12 protein-coding genes and 2 pseudogenes are annotated in these 16,757 nt (G+C 58.5%); 3 read left to right on the top strand and 11 right to left on the bottom strand.

Translation table 11 applies throughout. The features are described 5' to 3' along the window. Both EOB49_RS21985 and EOB49_RS21990 read right to left on the bottom strand, forming a co-directional pair. Positions 1–1,097, bottom strand: a 1,097-nt coding sequence (locus EOB49_RS21985) for a methylaspartate ammonia-lyase (RefSeq protein WP_127382223.1), incomplete at its 3' end; no start/stop codon positions are given. Positions 1,098–1,320: 223 nt separating this feature from the next. Further along, positions 1,321–1,737 (bottom strand): GNAT family N-acetyltransferase, encoded by a 417-nt coding sequence (locus EOB49_RS21990; RefSeq protein ID WP_126080666.1) that lies wholly within the window; start codon positions 1,735–1,737, stop codon positions 1,321–1,323. Positions 1,738–2,114: 377 nt separating this feature from the next. Here EOB49_RS21990 and alr point away from each other — a divergent pair, with 377 nt between their 5' ends. Then, a complete protein-coding gene (gene alr / locus EOB49_RS21995) occupies positions 2,115–3,284 on the top strand; it encodes an alanine racemase (protein WP_126080665.1) in 1,170 nt (389 codons plus the stop codon). A 102-nt stretch (positions 3,285–3,386) separates the two neighbouring features. Here the strand turns inward: alr and EOB49_RS22000 are convergent. The 7 genes and pseudogenes from EOB49_RS22000 to EOB49_RS22030 form a co-directional block, all read right to left on the bottom strand. Then, positions 3,387–4,123 (bottom strand): annotated as a pseudogene (locus tag EOB49_RS22000) (IS5 family transposase). A 99-nt stretch (positions 4,124–4,222) separates the two neighbouring features. Then, entirely contained in the window at positions 4,223–6,283 is a 2,061-nt protein-coding gene (locus EOB49_RS22005) for a S9 family peptidase (protein ID WP_127382224.1), read from the bottom strand. A gap of 187 nt (positions 6,284–6,470) precedes the next feature. Further along, positions 6,471–7,532, bottom strand: a complete 1,062-nt coding sequence (locus EOB49_RS22010) for an ABC transporter ATP-binding protein (RefSeq protein WP_126080663.1) — start codon at positions 7,530–7,532, stop codon at positions 6,471–6,473. Beyond that, complete coding sequence (locus tag EOB49_RS22015) at positions 7,525–8,532, bottom strand: ABC transporter ATP-binding protein (RefSeq protein ID WP_126080662.1); 1,008 nt, start codon at positions 8,530–8,532, stop codon at positions 7,525–7,527. Before EOB49_RS22015 ends, EOB49_RS22010 begins: the two co-directional genes overlap by 8 nt. Beyond that, positions 8,529–9,461 (bottom strand): ABC transporter permease, encoded by a 933-nt coding sequence (locus EOB49_RS22020; RefSeq protein ID WP_126080661.1) that lies wholly within the window; start codon positions 9,459–9,461, stop codon positions 8,529–8,531. The genes EOB49_RS22015 and EOB49_RS22020 overlap by 4 nt, the downstream gene beginning before the upstream one ends. Further along, positions 9,458–10,456 (bottom strand): ABC transporter permease, encoded by a 999-nt coding sequence (locus tag EOB49_RS22025; RefSeq protein WP_281013029.1) that lies wholly within the window; start codon positions 10,454–10,456, stop codon positions 9,458–9,460. The genes EOB49_RS22020 and EOB49_RS22025 overlap by 4 nt, the downstream gene beginning before the upstream one ends. Position 10,457: 1 nt before the next feature. Beyond that, positions 10,458–12,125: an ABC transporter substrate-binding protein gene (locus EOB49_RS22030; protein WP_127330822.1), complete on the bottom strand. Its 1,668-nt coding sequence runs from the start codon at positions 12,123–12,125 to the stop codon at positions 10,458–10,460. 379 nt (positions 12,126–12,504) lie between these two features. On the opposite strand from EOB49_RS22030, the pseudogene EOB49_RS37835 reads away from it, so the two are divergent. Beyond that, positions 12,505–12,625: pseudogene (locus tag EOB49_RS37835) on the top strand (IS256 family transposase); the annotation flags it as partial. A gap of 402 nt (positions 12,626–13,027) precedes the next feature. Here EOB49_RS37835 and EOB49_RS22035 read toward each other — a convergent pair. Next, positions 13,028–13,501 (bottom strand): hypothetical protein, encoded by a 474-nt coding sequence (locus EOB49_RS22035; protein ID WP_126080660.1) that lies wholly within the window; start codon positions 13,499–13,501, stop codon positions 13,028–13,030. Between the two features lie 252 nt (positions 13,502–13,753). Here EOB49_RS22035 and EOB49_RS22040 point away from each other — a divergent pair, with 252 nt between their 5' ends. Continuing rightward, on the top strand, positions 13,754–14,761 hold the full coding sequence (locus EOB49_RS22040) for a hypothetical protein (protein ID WP_126080659.1): 1,008 nt from the start codon (positions 13,754–13,756) through the stop codon (positions 14,759–14,761). Positions 14,762–15,541: 780 nt separating this feature from the next. On the opposite strand, the gene EOB49_RS36960 is transcribed toward EOB49_RS22040, so the two are convergent. After that, on the bottom strand, positions 15,542–16,441 hold the full coding sequence (locus EOB49_RS36960) for a hypothetical protein (protein ID WP_245466449.1): 900 nt from the start codon (positions 16,439–16,441) through the stop codon (positions 15,542–15,544). Between the last annotated feature and the right edge of the window lie 316 nt (positions 16,442–16,757).

The raw sequence follows: 16,757 nt of genomic DNA on the forward strand, positions 1-16,757 counted from the left end.
TGGGCAGAGAGATCTGTCTCGGTACAGCTTCCTCCAACGTACGCGCCTACCTTGTTCTCCTTACACAGGAGCACTGCACGTGCCGTGTCAGCCAATGAGCCGACATCAGGCGTCTTGATTTGAATGAGATGCGCGGCCTTCGCTTCGGCAAAGAGCCGAATATCCTCGAGCGTGTTGCACCTTTCGTCCACGACAATGCGAGCGGTGGAACCCCGGTTGTCCAAAATTGATACGATCTTGGCGTAGTTCTCAATTTGAGCTTGCGTCGAACCAAAATCCGCCGGGGACTCGACATTGAGGGTGAAACCCGGAACAGCGTCGGCGACCCTGCAGATAAAGTCGGCGATGAGTTGCGGCTCCAGGCTGATTTCCTGGCCGATCCAGCCATACACATCGAAATGCAGCACCGGATGATACCCCGGGCGGCCAATTTCGCGCGTCCGCGCCGCAACCCACTTCACGAACTCCATGAAGGCCTGGCCCTCGACGCCGAATTTCTGCCGTGAGTTGATCAGGCCGTGGGGAAGTATATCTACCGCTTTCAAGATCATTTTGTCGACGTTGATTTCGCGAGCATCGCCGCTTTGGCAGTAGATCGGAACCCTGCGAATTGGCAGCGGCAGGTTAAATTCACTGCAAACGACTTCCGCCATCGTGGTACTTTGAAGATGGGCCGAGGCGCGAAGGAGCGCCTGGCTAACGCCATACTCAATCGCGAGAGGTAACCGCTGGTGCTGGAGAGGCTCAAAAACCTTTGCACAGGCATCGAGATAACGAGATACGTCGACATTGAGAAGCCGGGGCACGACTATACGCGAGGTTAACTCCGAGATTTGAGCACTCTCAAACAAAGGATCTCGTCCTCCAGCACCAGAATATTGAACGCTCATCATGTCACCCCAAACCACGGCCCCGTCGGTGAGAGCAAGCCCGATGCTGAGCGAAGATGCCGGAACGCGGATGGACGTGAACCCAATCGCTGTCGCCTCGCCGCTATAGACGAAACCGTCCTGGGGCGCGCCGGCCCTGATGGCACCCTGATCGTCATAGAAAAAAGCGCCATTGCCAGGCGCAAGGAGGACGTCTTTGATCTGCATTTCACTTCGCTCGATTTTCGGACATCGTTGATGGCAGTTGGATTTGCTGCGCCGACTATGCACCACTTGATCTTGAGTTCGCCAACATAATGTCCCGGACGGTCCCATCGCGTTTTCAGATGGCCGGCGTCAGACACATGCACCCCGTATTCCGGCAAGCATTCGACGAACGTCGAATTATTGTATAGGTGGACATTGCAACGTCGTACTCACCTCATTTGGGTTAGCATTCGCGCATTAACCAGAATGCGTCTGAAATGCGCGTCAATCCAATCCCTTCATAGAAGCCGACAGAGTTGGGTGTAGAGATCAAAGCTATGGCCACAGCAGGCCCGAGTTGCCGGCGGGCTTCATACAGGAGGCCCTTGCCGATGCCGAGGCCTTGCGCCGACGCCGATACGGCAAGCTCGGAGACGTAGCAGATCCAGGAAAAGTCAGTAACGCATCGAAGTACTCCGACCAGCTTCCGCCCCGGCCGATGGAGCCGGGCCGTCAGCACCAAGTCGGCTTGGCGGAGCATCGCATGCAGCCGAAGCTCGCCATGGGTCGCCCCGAAGCCGGATTCGGCCAACACGCGGCAGAATTCGGCCGGGTCAAGGTTCGGCTCACTAACGTAAAGGATCTCAGATTGTTCGCTCATGCCAACCCCTTAACAAAAATTGATTGATCTAAGCTTACGCAATACCTTGTATTCGCAGCCGGTGCCGAGATTTTCGCCCTGACTGCGTGAAACCAGCAGTAGCTTGTGGCGGATTTTGGCACGAAGAGCTGCGCAGCAACTGCCCTATCCAGAACACAGCTTACTAGTCAGTTGAACGACTATGCTTTGTCATCTGCGTGCAAGTGCCCTGCCGAAGCGACTGCTTGCGTCTCAGTCCGCTTTAACCAGTGTCTAATCCGTGCTTCGACGGCGCCCCTTTTTAAACGGCAATCTCAGCTCGCGCGCCTACCTAGGATAGTAGGCTGCATCGCGGGGCGGCGAGGTTTATAAAAAACGGGACTGTTGGAGAGCAAAAGATGTTGCCGTTAGTTCGCCCCAGAAATGCTATATTTGAAATCAATCTTGGGGCTATTCAGGCGAACTTCCGGGCCATCACGGCCCTCGTTGGGTTAGGCGTAAGGGTCGCCGCTGTCGTCAAGAGCGACGCCTATGGACTTGGTGTTGTAGAGATTGCAAGGGCGCTTATTCATGTCGGCTGCGATCTGCTCTTCGTCGGCAATCTTGAGGAAGCGCTGCTTCTAAGATCGTCCCATGTAGACGAGGCAATCGCGGTTTTTTGCGATGATTTCGCGAAATTTGGTAGATTCTACCAATCCAATAACCTCATACCGGTTGTGAACAATTGCGCCGAATTGGAAGCCGTTATTGCAACAGGAACGAAGACATATTTTCTTAACGTGGAAACGGGATTTTCCCGCTTTGGGCTCGCCATTGCGGACGTGCGTCGCGCGTATTTTTCTGGTACGTTCGACATGTATCCCCCTTCGGTCGTACTCAGCCATCTAGCGTGCAGCGAAACCGTTGCGGACCCAACTAATGTGTTGCAACGGAACCGCTTCCGGGCGATCTACGATCTGATTAAGCCCACCTGCGGCAGTCTCGCAGCGTCCGCCGGTATCTGGCTAGGTAAATCCTATCATTTCGACATGGTACGGGTGGGCTCAGCCCTGTACGGGCTCAACGATGCTGGCATTCGACCAAATCCGCTGCAAGCGGTTGCAAGGCTCCGAGCGAAAATACTCGACGTGCGCAATGTCGCTAGGCGGGAGGCTGTTGGCTACGGTGCGACATTTCGTACGGGTCGAGCTACCCGCGTAGCGACCGTCGGGATCGGCTACACACATGGCCTTCCATGGGCCTGCGCGAACAAGATATCAGCTCGGTTCGCAGGTTATTCGGCCCCTCTAATCGGAACAATATGCATGGAGAACATGACAATTGATATAACAGATGTTCCAGAAGCGCTTTGTGGGCCAGGTAACTTTGTGGAATTACTGGGAAATGATTTTACCTTAGATGACCTTGCAGAAGCTGTGGGCCTCAGCCCACACGAAGTCTTAACCCGCCTAGGTGCTGGTTGCACAAGACGGTATCTGAATTCTTCCTTGTTACCTACGACCCCTAGGAATAAGGCGTTAGACTTTGATGGCAGCAGCGAGATGAATGATGGCAAGGCACGCCTTTGATTTCGTTATGGCGCTCCCATGGAGAACTTGGTCCATAGGGCATCCTTTGATTCGAAAGATAAGGATGCCCCATCAAAGCCCCGGATCAAACATGTAGCTAGGTCAGGACTCATTGATCCAGAAGATGAAGGCTGCAGCGAAGGCGATAGCCGACAGGAAGGTGTGAGCACATCGGTCGTATCTGGTGTGGATGCGTCGCCAGTCTTTGAGGCGTGCGAACATGTTCTCGATCCTGTGACGTTGCCGGTATCGGACAGGATCATAGCTGTGCTGAACACGATGCTTGGCATGGGGTGGGATGCATGGCCTGATACCGCGCTCGACGAGCGCCTGGCGGAAGGCCGCTGAACTGTAGGCCCGATCGGCCAGCAGGGCGTTGGCGGCGGGCAAATCCTCGATCACGGCCGCAGCAGTCTTGTGATCATTGGTCTGCCCTTCGCTCAGATGCAGCAGCCGCGGACGTCCCTTGGTGGTCAGTCCGCCTCGGCTGCGTCCGATACATCGGGATAGAGTTTTTTAAGGAGGCTGGCGGCAGTGCGGTGCGCTTTGAGATGGGTGGCATCGATCATCAGATTGTCCGTTTCGCCGCCCTGCGCGGCCAGTTCCGCTAGGATGCGGTTGAACACACCCAGCCGACTCCAGCGGATGAAGCGGTTGTAGATGGTCTTGTACGGACCGTAGTCGGAAGGGACATCTCGCCAGCGAAGGCCATTTCGGATCACGAACAGGATGCCGCTCAGCACCCGGCGGTCATCCACACGCGGAACACCATGCGACAAAGGAAAATAGGACTCGATCCGGCGCATCTGCTCCGGCGTCAACATCAGCAAATCACTCAAGGCAGCACCTCCTGCCACCCTGAATCACCAAACAGATATCAACTCAATAGATTATGGGTCCTGACCCTAGCTTTGATTCCGATTGTAACATAGAAATGCCTAATTGCCCGAGCATCGGACCTGGTCTAGAATCCAAGCCATACGAAGTGCTGCTTCTTCGGCTACACTAGGCCCATGTGAAGCGCCGCCGTGGCCACCGACCATACGCATGTGGAAAACAAGACCTGGGTCTCGACCGGCCGTAAAGGAACGTCGCTGGGCAACGTACCGAGCAGGCTGGTAGTAGAGCACCTGGCTGTCGTCGAGCGCGGCGTCGACGTAAGTTGGCGGGCGCGGGCGATCGGCACTGAGGTTGTAGTAAGGATCGTAGCTGCGCAGGTGCCGATATTCGTCGGCTATGTGGGGATCGCCGTACTCCGCTATTTCCGGCAGCGCGTACGGCATCGTGAAGTCCAGCTCGGTATCTATGATGTAGTCGGGCCGCAAGTCGGCCGTGGCAAGCACGGTACCCCCGCCAGCGCTCGCTCCCTCAATGACGATGCCGTCGCCGGTGGCGACCCCCTGCCTAACAAGCGCCTCGACAGCGACGATCAGATCTGTGTGGGTGATACGTTTTCGATCGCGGGTAGCCGCCTCGTGCCACGGACGTCCAAGCTCCCCGCCTCCCCGTACGTGCACGATGCCGAAAGCAACTCCGCGATCGAGCAGGCTCAAACGTTTGGTCATGGATGAGGGCCAAGTGAAAAACGAGGGCCATCTCGGTTTTCCATAACAGCCGTAGACATTCAATAACACCGGCCCTGGGGTGGTTCGATCGCGCCGCGCGACGAGCGAAATTGGTATATCCACCCCGTCTTCCGCCTGCGCCATGACGACCGTCGCCACGTATTGAGCCGGGTCATATCCGGGAACGCGGGCCTGGTACAGGACTGCCGATCGGTCGTCGGCGAGATCATGCTCTACAAACGTGTCGGGCGTCACGAATGAGCTAACCGAGTAGACCAACTTCGAGCTTCGGAACGGATGCCGTGCGACCGAATAGCTACCCCCTGCAGACAAGCCGACCTTAAGAGTGCAGCTCGGCTCGTCGGGAACGATCGTGGCGGCGACCCCCCCGCTTCGGTTATGCGAGACGAGGCGAGGACGAAGGCCCTCTCGTTCCAGGACAACCAGGTGCTGGTCGAGCACGTGGACCTCCTCAAGCGTCACGCCCGCTCGATGCGGGATGACCTCCTCCCAGCACGATGGTGACGGGTCACCTATCGGCGCACACACGAGCCGCCAGTAGGGTCCAGCGTCGTTTACCCGAAACAAGAACCTGTCGCCCCAGTGCTCGGCAAAGACATGGTGGCCAAGATCACGCGCCACAATCCGGCGCCACCCAACGCCCGGCTGGTCGGCAGGAAGGCACCACACCTCCACCGCCCCGGCGTTGTCCATAACGTCCAAAAGCAGCCAGGCGCCGCTATCAGAGCGCCAAATCCGCAAGTTCAGTCGCTCGTCCGCCTCCTCGAACACTACCTCAGAGTGCGAATCGTTGACGTCCAGGCGTATAAGCTCATGGCGTTGCCGCCGCCGGTCCGCCCGCTCCCGCGTGAAAAAGAGCGTGTTGCCGTCCGCGGTCCAAGTAACCATCCCAGCCCGCCTCGAGCCCGTCCAGACGTCATGGCCGGTCTCTATGTCCCGCACCCTAAGCTCGAAGTTCTCGTCCCCGATGACATCGAAGCTGAACGCCACGTAACGCCCGTCGTCACTCGGCTCGAAGACACCGAGCGAATAGAAGATCTCGGCCCCCGGGATCGCGTTCGGGTCGAGAACAAGCTCGGCCGAGCCTCCGGTCACCGGCCGGCGCCACCACGCAGGATGAGACAGGCCCCGCCCGTGTCTTTCGAAGTACTCGAAAGGCCCAACCTGGAAGGTTGGTGGGGCGCCCTCGCAGGTGTGACGCCCTTCGATCTCGGCGATAAGTTCCGCCTTGAGCCCTTCCAGGTGGGCTGTCGCTTGCTCCGCGTAGCTGTTCTCGGCTTCAAGATACGCGCGGACGTCGGGATTCTCCCAGTCCCTGAGCCAGCCATACGAGTCTATCGTGACGTCGCCATGAAGGACCCGGATCCGTGCCTCGGAACGAGGAAGCGGTGGCTGCAGGTGCTTGTCTACCATCACAAGGCCCTCAGGAAAAAAGAGCAAGGAATTGGCGCGGCAGTCCGCGAGCAGACAGTTTGTGCATCAATGTTGCTCCTAGGCGATATAGTGTAAACCGTTTAACGAGCCACGGTGCGTTATTACCAACATCCGTTAATTCCGTTCTGGCAGAATAGCGCTTCGAGTGCCCTATTATTACTTACTGTCAGACGGAACCATGGTCGGCACTTTTCAGGTTGGGTGTCGACAATTCTGCTTTCGCACCTGACGTCGGCAGCCAGCATGCGGACATATGCTGCGGCCCGACTTCGATGGCCGGCGGCTCCTCCTCCTTGCACCGGTCGAAAGCAAGCGGGCAGCGAGGATGGAAACGACAGCCCTTCGGCACGCGTGCGGCGCTTGGAACCTCTCCTTGCAACGCCGGCAGCTCGAAGCGACTTGCGTCGCTGCGAATCTGCGGCGTGGCGTTGCGCAACGCGACCGTATAGGGATGCCGGGGGTTGAATGTGATGTCATCGGCGCTGCCGATCTCGACCAATCTCCCAAGATATAAGACTGCAATCCGGTCGGCGATCAGCCAGGCGAGCGGCAGGTCGTGGGTGATGAACAGTAGCGCCATGTTGTGCTTGGCGCGCAGGTCAACCAGGACCTGAAGAATTTGTGCGCGTATCGATACATCGAGCATCGACACGGGCTCGTCGGCAACGATGAGCTCCGGCTTCACGGCAAGCGCTCCGGCAATCACGACGCGCTGGCGCTGGCCGCCGGAGAGTTCGTGTGGGAAGCGGGCGAAGAAATCACCGGGAGGATTGAGCCCGGCCGCCGAAAGCGCTTCGCTGACCCTTTCTGTGAGTTGAGCATGGTTCTTGACCAGCCGCAGGGAGCGCAACGGCTCTGCCACACTGTCGAACACGGTGTGTCGCGGGTTGAGCGCCTGATAAGCATCCTGAAAGATCATTTGCACGCGTCGCCGGTAGGGACGCAGAGCCGAGAAGCCCTTTGCAGACGTCATATCGCGGCCCTCAAACAGCAACCTGCCTCCTGTGGGCTGGGCTAGCTTGGTGATGACGCGGCCCACTGTCGTCTTGCCGCTTCCGGATTCTCCAACCAGGGCGACGATTTCACCTCGTCCAATGTTGAGGTCGACTCCATCCGCCGCACGCACCGCCCCGGCAGATCGCCCCAGGACCCGGTCGAACAGTCCGCCCTGGATAGGAAAATGGACCTTCAGGCTCTCGAGACTCAGGATGTCGGAGGTGTCAGGCATGAACTGCAACCCTGCCTTCTTGCGAGGAACGGTGAAGGTGACAGGCGACGCGTCCCCACCCGAACTTTTCGAGGCTGGGAACTTCGGTCGTGCAGACCCCCGTTGCTGACGGGCAACGTGGATGGAAGGCGCAGCCTGACGGTCGATTCATTAAGTTGGGAGGATCACCGGGGATAGGGCGAATTATCCGTATGCCGCTCGCCGGGTTGGGGATCGATTCGATCAGCAGGCGAGTGTAGGGATGTTTGGGCTTAGCGAAGATCTCCGCGACGGTTCCATCCTCGACTATCCGGCCGGCGTACATGATCATCACGCGATCACACGACTCAGCGACGACAGACAGGTCGTGGGTGATTAAAATGAGCGCTAGGTTAAGCTGCGATCGCAACTTCCCCAACAGCTTGAGGATCTGAGCCTGTGTGATGACGTCGAGCGCCGTGGTCGGCTCGTCACCGATGATGATCGAGGGGCGACATGCGAGCGCCATGGCAATCATCACTCTTTGACGCATACCGCCCGACAACTCGTGGGGATAGGCAGTGCCGCGATCCGTCGGAATGCCGACGAGTTCTAGAACCTCCCGTGCCCGCGCGGTCGCCTCGGCACGCGACATGCCGAGCTTCAGGATGCATGGCTCGGCGATTTGCTTGATAATGCGGTGAACGGGATTGAGCGCATTCATCGCGCCCTGGAAAACGACGGACGTCTCGGTCCAGCGATGTGGCCGCATCGCCGCATCATTGTCGATCGACAGCAGGTTACCACGATAGCGCACTTGGCCGCCGCTGACCCGTGCATTGGGCGATAGTAGACCAGCGATCGCCATGGCGGTGGTAGTCTTGCCACTGCCCGATTCACCGACGAGGCCAACGGCCTCTCCAGCCTGGAGCGCGAAGCTCACGCGGTCGATCGCTCGCAATGAAACGCCCTTGAGCCGATACTCAACAGAAAGCCCGTCGACTTCCAAAAGCGATGCCTTGTCTTGGGAGAGGTTTGTCATGGGATCACCCTCTGCCGTGGATTGAACGTGTCGTCGAGGGCATTGCCGACCAGGACGAAGCTAAGGGAAACCGCGAGGGCGCACAGCCCGGGGGCGCCGAGGTACCACCAAGCTCCGGTACTGGCCGCACCGGCGCGCTGAGCGAGCGAAAGCAAAGTGCCCCATGAAGGCTGCAATGGGTCGCCAAGCCCGAGGAACGAGAGCGACGTCTCGACATAGATTGCGCCAGCGACGACCAGCGCACCATTCGCTGCGATTTGCGGAACGAGATTGGGGAGGATATGCCGCACCATGATGCTCAAATTGCTGCTGCCCACAACTCGTGCGCGATCAATGAATGTTCGCTCCTTAAGCGATAGTGTCTGACTGCGAACGATACGGGCGACAAACGCCCAGCTTGTTATGCCGATGACGACAAGGATCACGAAGAGGGAAGGACGGAAGCCGAGGATTTCTCTGCCCCGCCCCATTACTTCGAGCACCACGGGTGTGATGACCAGCGCAAGGACGAAGGACGGCATGACGAAAAAGAAATCCGTCAGCCGCATCAGCCAGACGTCAACTCTGCCACCGTAGTAGCCAGCAATGATACCAACCGTAGTGCCGACGACGAGGCTGATGACGGTCGCCAGCAGCGCGATCGTGAGCGATATCCGGGCACCATGGACGACCAGATTGAGCACGTCACGCCCCACCTCATCGGTCCCCAGCAGATGCTGGCTTGATGGTGGAACGAGGAAATCACCAGTTGCGGTGGCTACGGTCTCAAGTGGACCTACGAGGATATTGGGCACAGCAGAGAGGACAAGGAAAAACACCAGACACAACAGGCCGAGCTGAGCCCCGGCGTGACCAAGAAGATTGGATAGAAAGCTCTTGATCGCTCTCGCCCGGCTACGCGAGGAATATCGCACGATACTTTCACTCATTGCCGGATTCGCGGATCAAGAATGCCGTAGGCAAGATCGGCTAGGAGGTTCGCGACAACGATCGATACACCAAGCAACAGGAATATCCCTTGAAGAACTGGGTAGTCCCGCGCGTTGAGCGCTTCGACCGTGAGACCACCAATTCCCGGCCAGGCGAAGACGGCTTCGACGGTGATCGCACCAGCGACCACGTAGCCAAGATTGAGAGTGATCAAGGTCACGAGCGGCAGCATTGCGTTACGAAATGCATGGCGCATCAGCATCTGACCGTTGGTAAGTCCCTTGGCGCGTGCGGTCACCATGTAGTCCTCAGTAACGACGTCACTCATCGCTGCACGCGCGACCACAACGTATTGCCCGATCAGCCCAAGGGCTACCGCGGCGACCGGAAGTGCGAGATGTCGCAAGTAGTCTAGGATCTTATCAGTTGAACCTATGCTAGCGCCGGGTGAATAGATGCCATAACCCGGAAACCACCCCAATGCCGTGCTAAAAATGACTACTAGTACCATAGCAAGCCAGAAAGACGGCGTAGAATAGAGCGCTAGAGATGCTCCCATGGCGATACGGTCGACAGCTCCTCCTCTGCGCCAACCCGCATAGAGCCCAAGCATGACACCGCATAGCATGGCGATTAATTGGGCCAAGCCAACCAGGGCGATGGTGGCCGGCAAGCGCTCCCAAATAAGGTCAGAGACAAGTCTACCCCTGAACTTGAAGCTGTAGCCGAGATCGCCATGTAGAGTTGCCGACAGGTAGTCAAGTATCTGGTCCGGGAAAAGCGGCCGGTCGAGTCCCCAGTTCTGGCGCTGCGCCTCGATCCGTTCAGCGGACACGCTCATCCGAGCACCGCCAAGCAGAAGCGCTGCAGGGTCACCGGGAATGACCCTGAACAGGACGAAGTTCAGTGTGGCCACCATCGAAAGAGTTATGGCCGCCCTGATCAGGACATTCCCAATGCGGCTTGTTCGCCCTTCCTGTGCGTTGCCAGCCACGTTAGATCGGCCTCAACCGATCGAACGGGAAATAGCTCCAATCCGATATCGCGTCCTCCGGTCCCCAGCCCTGGAAGCAGTCCTTACGATAGGCACCGAGCGTTAAGGGGTGACTCAGAATGATATACGGCGCCTCAGCATAGATGAGGCGCGCTGCCTGATCGACCAGCTCCTGGCTCCTCTTCAGGTCGACGGTACGGTCGACCTCAGTCAGGAGCGCGTCGAACTTCTCATTTGTCCAGTACGATCTGTTAGTGAGGCCGATGGACTTGCTACTGCCCAAGACGAGCAGGTCGTGAGGCGAGGAAGACAGCCAGTTGCTGGCGATTAGCAGATCCCAGCTTCCGCCGCCGTCCGTCGGCGCTGTCGTGCGGGCTGTGAGCGCACCGGAATCGAGCTGGGTCACCGACACGGGAATGCCAATTTGTCCCAGCCAGCCCGCAACAAGCTGCACGGCTGCAATCGGAATCTCGCTCACACCCGAAGCCTTTCCTGTGATTAGCTCAAGCTGTAAGCTCTTTCCCTCCTTGTCCTCCCGGACACCATCGCCGTTCGTGTCCCGATATCCGGCCGCGTCTAGCCGACGACCCGCCTCGGCTAGATCGAAGCGGCGCCTGATGTCGCTTAGGTCTGAGTAATAGTCGGCGGCTACCGGCATCACAATTCCGACACCAGGGTCTGCGTGCCCGCGGTAGGCGCGATCCACGATCGCTTTCTGATCGATCGCATAGCCGATCGCGTCGCGAAACGCTGGATCCTGCAGGGCCTTGGTGCTGCCCGCCCCCTTCCCGGAGGCCGTATTAAATGCCAGATAGTCCCGCTGCTCCACGCGAGATTCATAGACCCCGATATCGCTCTCCTTCGAGAAGGCAGCCCACTGTGCGGTTGTCACGCCCCCACAATCGAAGCTCCCACTCTTCAGACCCTGGGCAATTGGATCCTGCGTGGTGAAGAAGTGGATAATCATCCCGGCCGTCTTCGGCTGCTCAGTGCGAAAATACGCGTTTGGCGTAAGGCGCACAAATTGGCCTTGCTGAAACTCCGCAACGATCATAGGCCCAGTTCCCACCAGCGGCGGGTCGTTGCGAAAAGTGCTGCGCGCATCCGCGTAGCCGATGTCCTTCCAAACGTGCTCAGGGACCATTAGAACGAAGTTGTCAATTGGCCAGCGCGTAGGAGCCTTGGTCACGATCCGCAGAGTTTCGTCATCAATGGCCGTAACGGATGCGACTTGTTCCATGCCGTCTGTGCTGTTTTGGCCAATATTCAGCTCGTCTGGCTTGCCCACGGAGCCAAGCAGATAATTATAGGTGAACGCGGCGTCTCTGGCGGTGGCGGGTTGGCCGTCCGACCACTTCATGCCGGGCCATACCTTGATTGTCCAAGTGAGCCCGTCATCAGCAACGGCCCACGCCTTCGCAAACCCCCTCCGGTCAGGGTGTCGCTGGGCGTCAACGCCGACCAGCGAATCGTAGGACAAGACAAGCGGCCAGAACGAACTCCAGGTGGCGAATGGATTCATGGAATCGGGAGCACCCATCGAGCCGACACGCACAATATGGTCGCTACAAGACGAAGCGAACGCCCTTGAGTTAATGACCCACGGGGCAACCGATCCCACCAGCATTGCTTTGACGACCGCACGGCGATTCATAGACCAATCATTCATTCTGGTCCTCCTTTAAGCCTCGCCACGCCGCATTCCCGCACCTCGTCGCGCCCATTTGGAACTGATGGCCAGCGCGTGCACAAGGTAATTGGTGTGGCGGTTCCCCTTTATAGTCTTAAGTTAGATTTCTTCGACAGCTGCTGAATTGGCAAATAGAGACTCGATATAATCGCCATCTAATAAGTAGATGGCTAACGACTCTCCCCGCCCAGATGGACGCTTTCTGTCGACGGTGCAGCTCTGAAAATCGCACCTGTTGATTCCCCGGTAATCGACCAGCGCTGCCGCCAAAGACATTCTGCTTCCAGCCCCGCAGGTCCGCACGAAGTGATCCGTGCGGATGCAGGAGGTGCTCGAGGCCGAGATGGACGAGGGCGGCCTCAACGAGGAAATCCGCCGGCGCACCTGTGTCGTGCTCATCTTTCCAAAACATAGAGATGCCGCCCCCGTCAGGACATTGGCTGTCGAAACCAACGAAAACGGATGGCGCCAACCGCTAGATCAACATGGACGATCTGCGTGAGCACAAGAAACATGCTCTGCGCCAAGCCGCGCGACCAGCACCATGGCTGTCCCATTTTACTGATGGGGTGGATGCCAGCCTTCTCCGACGGCATCGCAATGTGCCAACTTGGTGGTGTTAGCGCCACGCAAAGGAGAGGCAGGCATCGATGGAAAAGTTACTATCATTGGGGTCGATCTGGGAAAGAACGGCATTCAGCTGCAGGGGGCGGCAGCTGATGGATCGGTTGTATTCCGCAAGAAGCTGTCGCGCCTGCAGTTTTGCAAGTTCATGGCGAGTCAACCGGCATGTGTCGTGGCAATGGAAGCGTGCGGCAGCTCCCACTACAGACCTGTCAGATGGCTCGGCTTGGCCATGAGCCAAGACTGATTGTCCCGGCCTATGTCCCAAACCGTCCGTCAAGCGGCAGAAGAACGACGTCGCCGAAGCGGAGGCGATCGTCGAAGCAGCGCAACGACCGACAACGCGCTTTGTCGAACCGAAGACCAAGGAGTAGCAGTCCCGGGCTATCGTGTTTCGCACCAGAGAGCAGTTCGTGAATCAGAGAACCGAATGGGTGAATGCGTTGCGCGCGCACCTCTAGGAGTTCGGTTATGTTGTTCCGCAAGGCATCGGCCACCTGCCACGTCTGGCAGAGATCGTCGAGGACGAGAGTGCAGACCTGCCGGATCTGGTCCGCGACATCTGCAGCGCTCTTGACCAAATCAAACAGTTGAGCAGCCGTTTCGCGGCATTGAAGAAGACGATCGACATGCTGTCCAAGCAAGCTGCAACATCTCGGCGCTTGCAAACCATGCCCGGTGTCGGCCCTATTGCTGCCCTTGGCATTTTCGCCACCGATGGAACCCTTCAAGTGCGGTCGCGATTTCGCCGCCTGGCTCGGGCTGGGTCCCTCGGCAGAAGTCAAGCGGCGGCATAGGCACAAGTGTCCCGCGCGGGCGCGCCGCGAGACACATAGCGCTTGCCCCTTTATTCGCACCGTCTCTTGGTGGCACGCGGATTGCATAGGACTCCGTGAAGGCGAGCGCGGATAAAGCGGGCTGTTCCCTCGAGAAAACAAATCCGAGCGAATGAAGTGCAGAACCGAACCATCAAGGAGTACGTCATGCGAGTAGCCGTCGTCCGGAATCGTGATTTTACAGGCGTGATCAACCGATTCGGTCAGCCTTATCCACAGCCCCCGCAGCCTTGGCCGCCCGGCGAGACAGTCGAAAGGGCGGTGGCGGCACTGCAAGATGGCGGCCATGAAACGCTTTTGTGTGAAGGCGACAAAGGACTGCTCAATACGCTCGAGCGCTTCATGCCACCCGATCCGCAAGCCCGCCCTTCAGGATTTGTTTTCAACCTGGCGGAGGGGATTCAAGGAGATTACCGTTTCACGCACGTTCCGGGCATGCTTGAGATGGCCGGCGTTCCATACACCGGATCGAGCCCACTCGGGCATGGACTGACGGACGACAAAGTTATCAGCAAGACGCTCATGCGCAGTTGCGGCGTGCCGACGCCGAACTTTCGCATCATGCGCTGCGGCACCGACAGCACCGGCGATTTGCGATTCCCACTTGTGGTGAAGCCGCGCCGTGAAGACAACAGCTTCGGTTTGCAACTCGTGCATGAGCCCTCTCAGCTGGCGCAAGCCGTCGAAATGATCATTGGGCAATATGGGCAGGATGCGCTAGTGGAAGAATACATCGATGGGCGGGAAATCCATGTCGCGCTGCTGGGAAACGGAAAACCCGAGGTGTTGCCCTTCGCAGAGATCGACTTCGGCGAACGCGAAATTGGCCTTTTGACTTGGGAAGCGAAGTACCTGCCTGCCGAGCAGGCGTCGACGATTTGCCCGGCGCGAGTCGGGAGCAGTCTTGCGACTTTGCTGCGGGATATTTCGATTGCAACCTTCCGTGCCTGCGAGTGCCGGGACTATGCACGCCTCGACGTCCGGATCGACCGCTCCGGCCAACCCTTTGTGCTGGAGATCAACACGATGCCTGGGCTCAGTATGCAATCCGAATATGTCCTAGCCGCAATCGCCGCTGGGCACAGCTATTCGAGCTTGATCAATCGCATCCTTGATGTGGCCCACAAGCGGTATTTCGGGATCGGCATCCCGTAGCCGGTCACGCGTCGAGTCGGCGCCCACTCGGTGCCCCATCAGCGTGGCAGCCGAGACGTCGCCAACCGATTTCGGTGCTGCGCCGAGTGCGAGGCGGCGGTGATGACGGCGGTCGACATGAGATGTTGGTCGCAATGCTCGACTGCAGAAACTGACCGCGATCTGGAGTGCGCTCTAGGGTTACACCGATCGGGCTGCGGTTTTGCTCGTCTGCCGGATGTGTTAATCCTCGATCGTTGCGGGCCGGGAGCCGCTGGACGCGGCCTGGCGGCGGCTTTCTGCGCTCGATTGCGGCGCAACGGCGACCGTCGGGGGGCATCGATCGCGCGGGCGATGGCGTAGCCGACGATCATGCGCGACCAGACGTCGAGAATGACGGCGACGTAGACGAAGCGGGCCGGTAGCGCGGCATAGGTGATATCGCCGACCTAGAGTTGGTTGGCAGGTCGGGACAATGTCCTTTTGCCAGATTGGAGTAGATCGGACTGCTATGAATGCTGTCGGTCGCGGCGACGAACCGGCGTCTGACCTTCGGTTGCAGGCCGTGATCGCCCTAGAAATTCCAGCTCCTGAGCCTGCTTGCCGATCAGCTGCGGCGATTCGCGCCTCATTTCCGTGATCAGAGCGGCCGAAGCCGTATGTTCATCGAACCACTCCACCTGCCTCTGCCAATCCAGACAAGGATCAGGGTGCGGGTGATGTCATGCCGTTCCCCCAAATGTGCAGCGTCTCGCCCGACAGATTTTCCTGCACGGCCAACGCTTAAAGGTGACGCTATAACTACGATGTCTTGCCATCGCTCATGGTCGACGTCGACTGACAGGCGTCGCTTGAGGGAGCTGGCGACCCGGCCGCTGGTGCCCATCGCGACGCCGTGAAGACTTTCACTCGCCTATCCAGATAAGCGCCTTCATCCCGGTCCTTCACTATTTCTGCGAGGGTCCGCTGATTGGTTTCGAATGATTCGGTCCACGCCGCGCTGGTGAATAACATTCGGCTCAGCATCACCGTGTCGAAAACAGGCAGCCCAGTCAACCGGCGTATGATCGGGGACACCAGAGGGAATGCGGTACATTCACACAGAAAAGCCGCGATGTGCGGATATCTCCTTCTCAGTCGCGTGACGCACGCCGTGACATCGTCCTCGATTTCAGACACTAGCGTGCGCCGCGGCGGGCGCTGCATTTCGTTATCCAGGAGCTTTCCACCTTCGATACCGCCGACCACTATCCGCGCACGCTCGGCCGGGTCGTCGATCCCGAATAGGCCTTCGCTGCAATGCGTGGAATCGGCAGTCAGTACCGCGAGCTTGGCGCCGGGTGGAAGCTGACGTAGCAGGGTCGGTATAAGCAGGAGACTTGACAGCGCCACGGGTACGTTCACCGACGCGGCCACCGCTGCCTGATGTCGGATGGCGAACCCACAGTTGGCGATCACGGCAACGGCGCCCCGTTCGACCAAGCGTTGCGCTGACGTGACGTAGGCCGGTTCAAGCGACGGATCGCCTCGGATGACGCGATCCGCCCAAGCACCCTCCACTGTCTCGATGATGATCGGAAAGTCGTAAGTATCTGGATTGAGCAGGGAACCGGGATACGTTTGCGGAGGTTTCTCGCCCGGCGCGAGCCCGCGCTCAAGCTCGAGAAAGCCTAAGGAGGCAGGAGGTCTATGTGATGTCACGCGGGGAACCTCGAGCAGTATTCTATATCATCATCATCGGAGGCAGCGCCGCCCTTGCGGGTGGTCACGTGCCCATGTGATCGCACTTGTGCCGGCCGGTCAAATATCGAATGCAGGCGGCACCATCGTGAGGCCAGATGGCTTTCCCGGCGACGTCGCGGCTGTCTCCCCGCAGCAAACCAGCCGCATATCTGCATAGCGACCGTTTCCCGGCATCTGCGGAGCGTCATGCGCGTTGGCGGCATCCGGCCGAAATAACGTCTGTATGTCCGGACGTGAGCTCTTACGGAATCGATTCTGTAATTCTGTGATTCAA

The sequence above is a fragment of the Mesorhizobium sp. M7A.F.Ca.MR.148.00.0.0 genome (assembly GCF_003997735.1).
In the GTDB taxonomy this organism is placed as follows: domain Bacteria; phylum Pseudomonadota; class Alphaproteobacteria; order Rhizobiales; family Rhizobiaceae; genus Mesorhizobium.

Excerpts from the sequence above, each read along its gene's own strand:
- alr (WP_126080665.1), top strand. The coding sequence starts at position 2,115 with ATGTTGCCGTTAGTTCGCCCCAGAAATGCTATATTTGAAATCAATCTT.
- EOB49_RS21990 (WP_126080666.1), bottom strand. The coding sequence starts at position 1,737 with ATGAGCGAACAATCTGAGATCCTTTACGTTAGTGAGCCGAACCTTGAC.
- EOB49_RS22005 (WP_127382224.1), bottom strand. The coding sequence starts at position 6,283 with ATGGTAGACAAGCACCTGCAGCCACCGCTTCCTCGTTCCGAGGCACGG.
- EOB49_RS22010 (WP_126080663.1), bottom strand. The coding sequence starts at position 7,532 with ATGCCTGACACCTCCGACATCCTGAGTCTCGAGAGCCTGAAGGTCCAT.
- EOB49_RS22015 (WP_126080662.1), bottom strand. The coding sequence starts at position 8,532 with ATGACAAACCTCTCCCAAGACAAGGCATCGCTTTTGGAAGTCGACGGG.
- EOB49_RS22030 (WP_127330822.1), bottom strand. The coding sequence starts at position 12,125 with ATGAATGATTGGTCTATGAATCGCCGTGCGGTCGTCAAAGCAATGCTG.
- EOB49_RS22040 (WP_126080659.1), top strand. The coding sequence starts at position 13,754 with ATGCGAGTAGCCGTCGTCCGGAATCGTGATTTTACAGGCGTGATCAAC.
- EOB49_RS22020 (WP_126080661.1), bottom strand. The coding sequence starts at position 9,461 with ATGAGTGAAAGTATCGTGCGATATTCCTCGCGTAGCCGGGCGAGAGCG.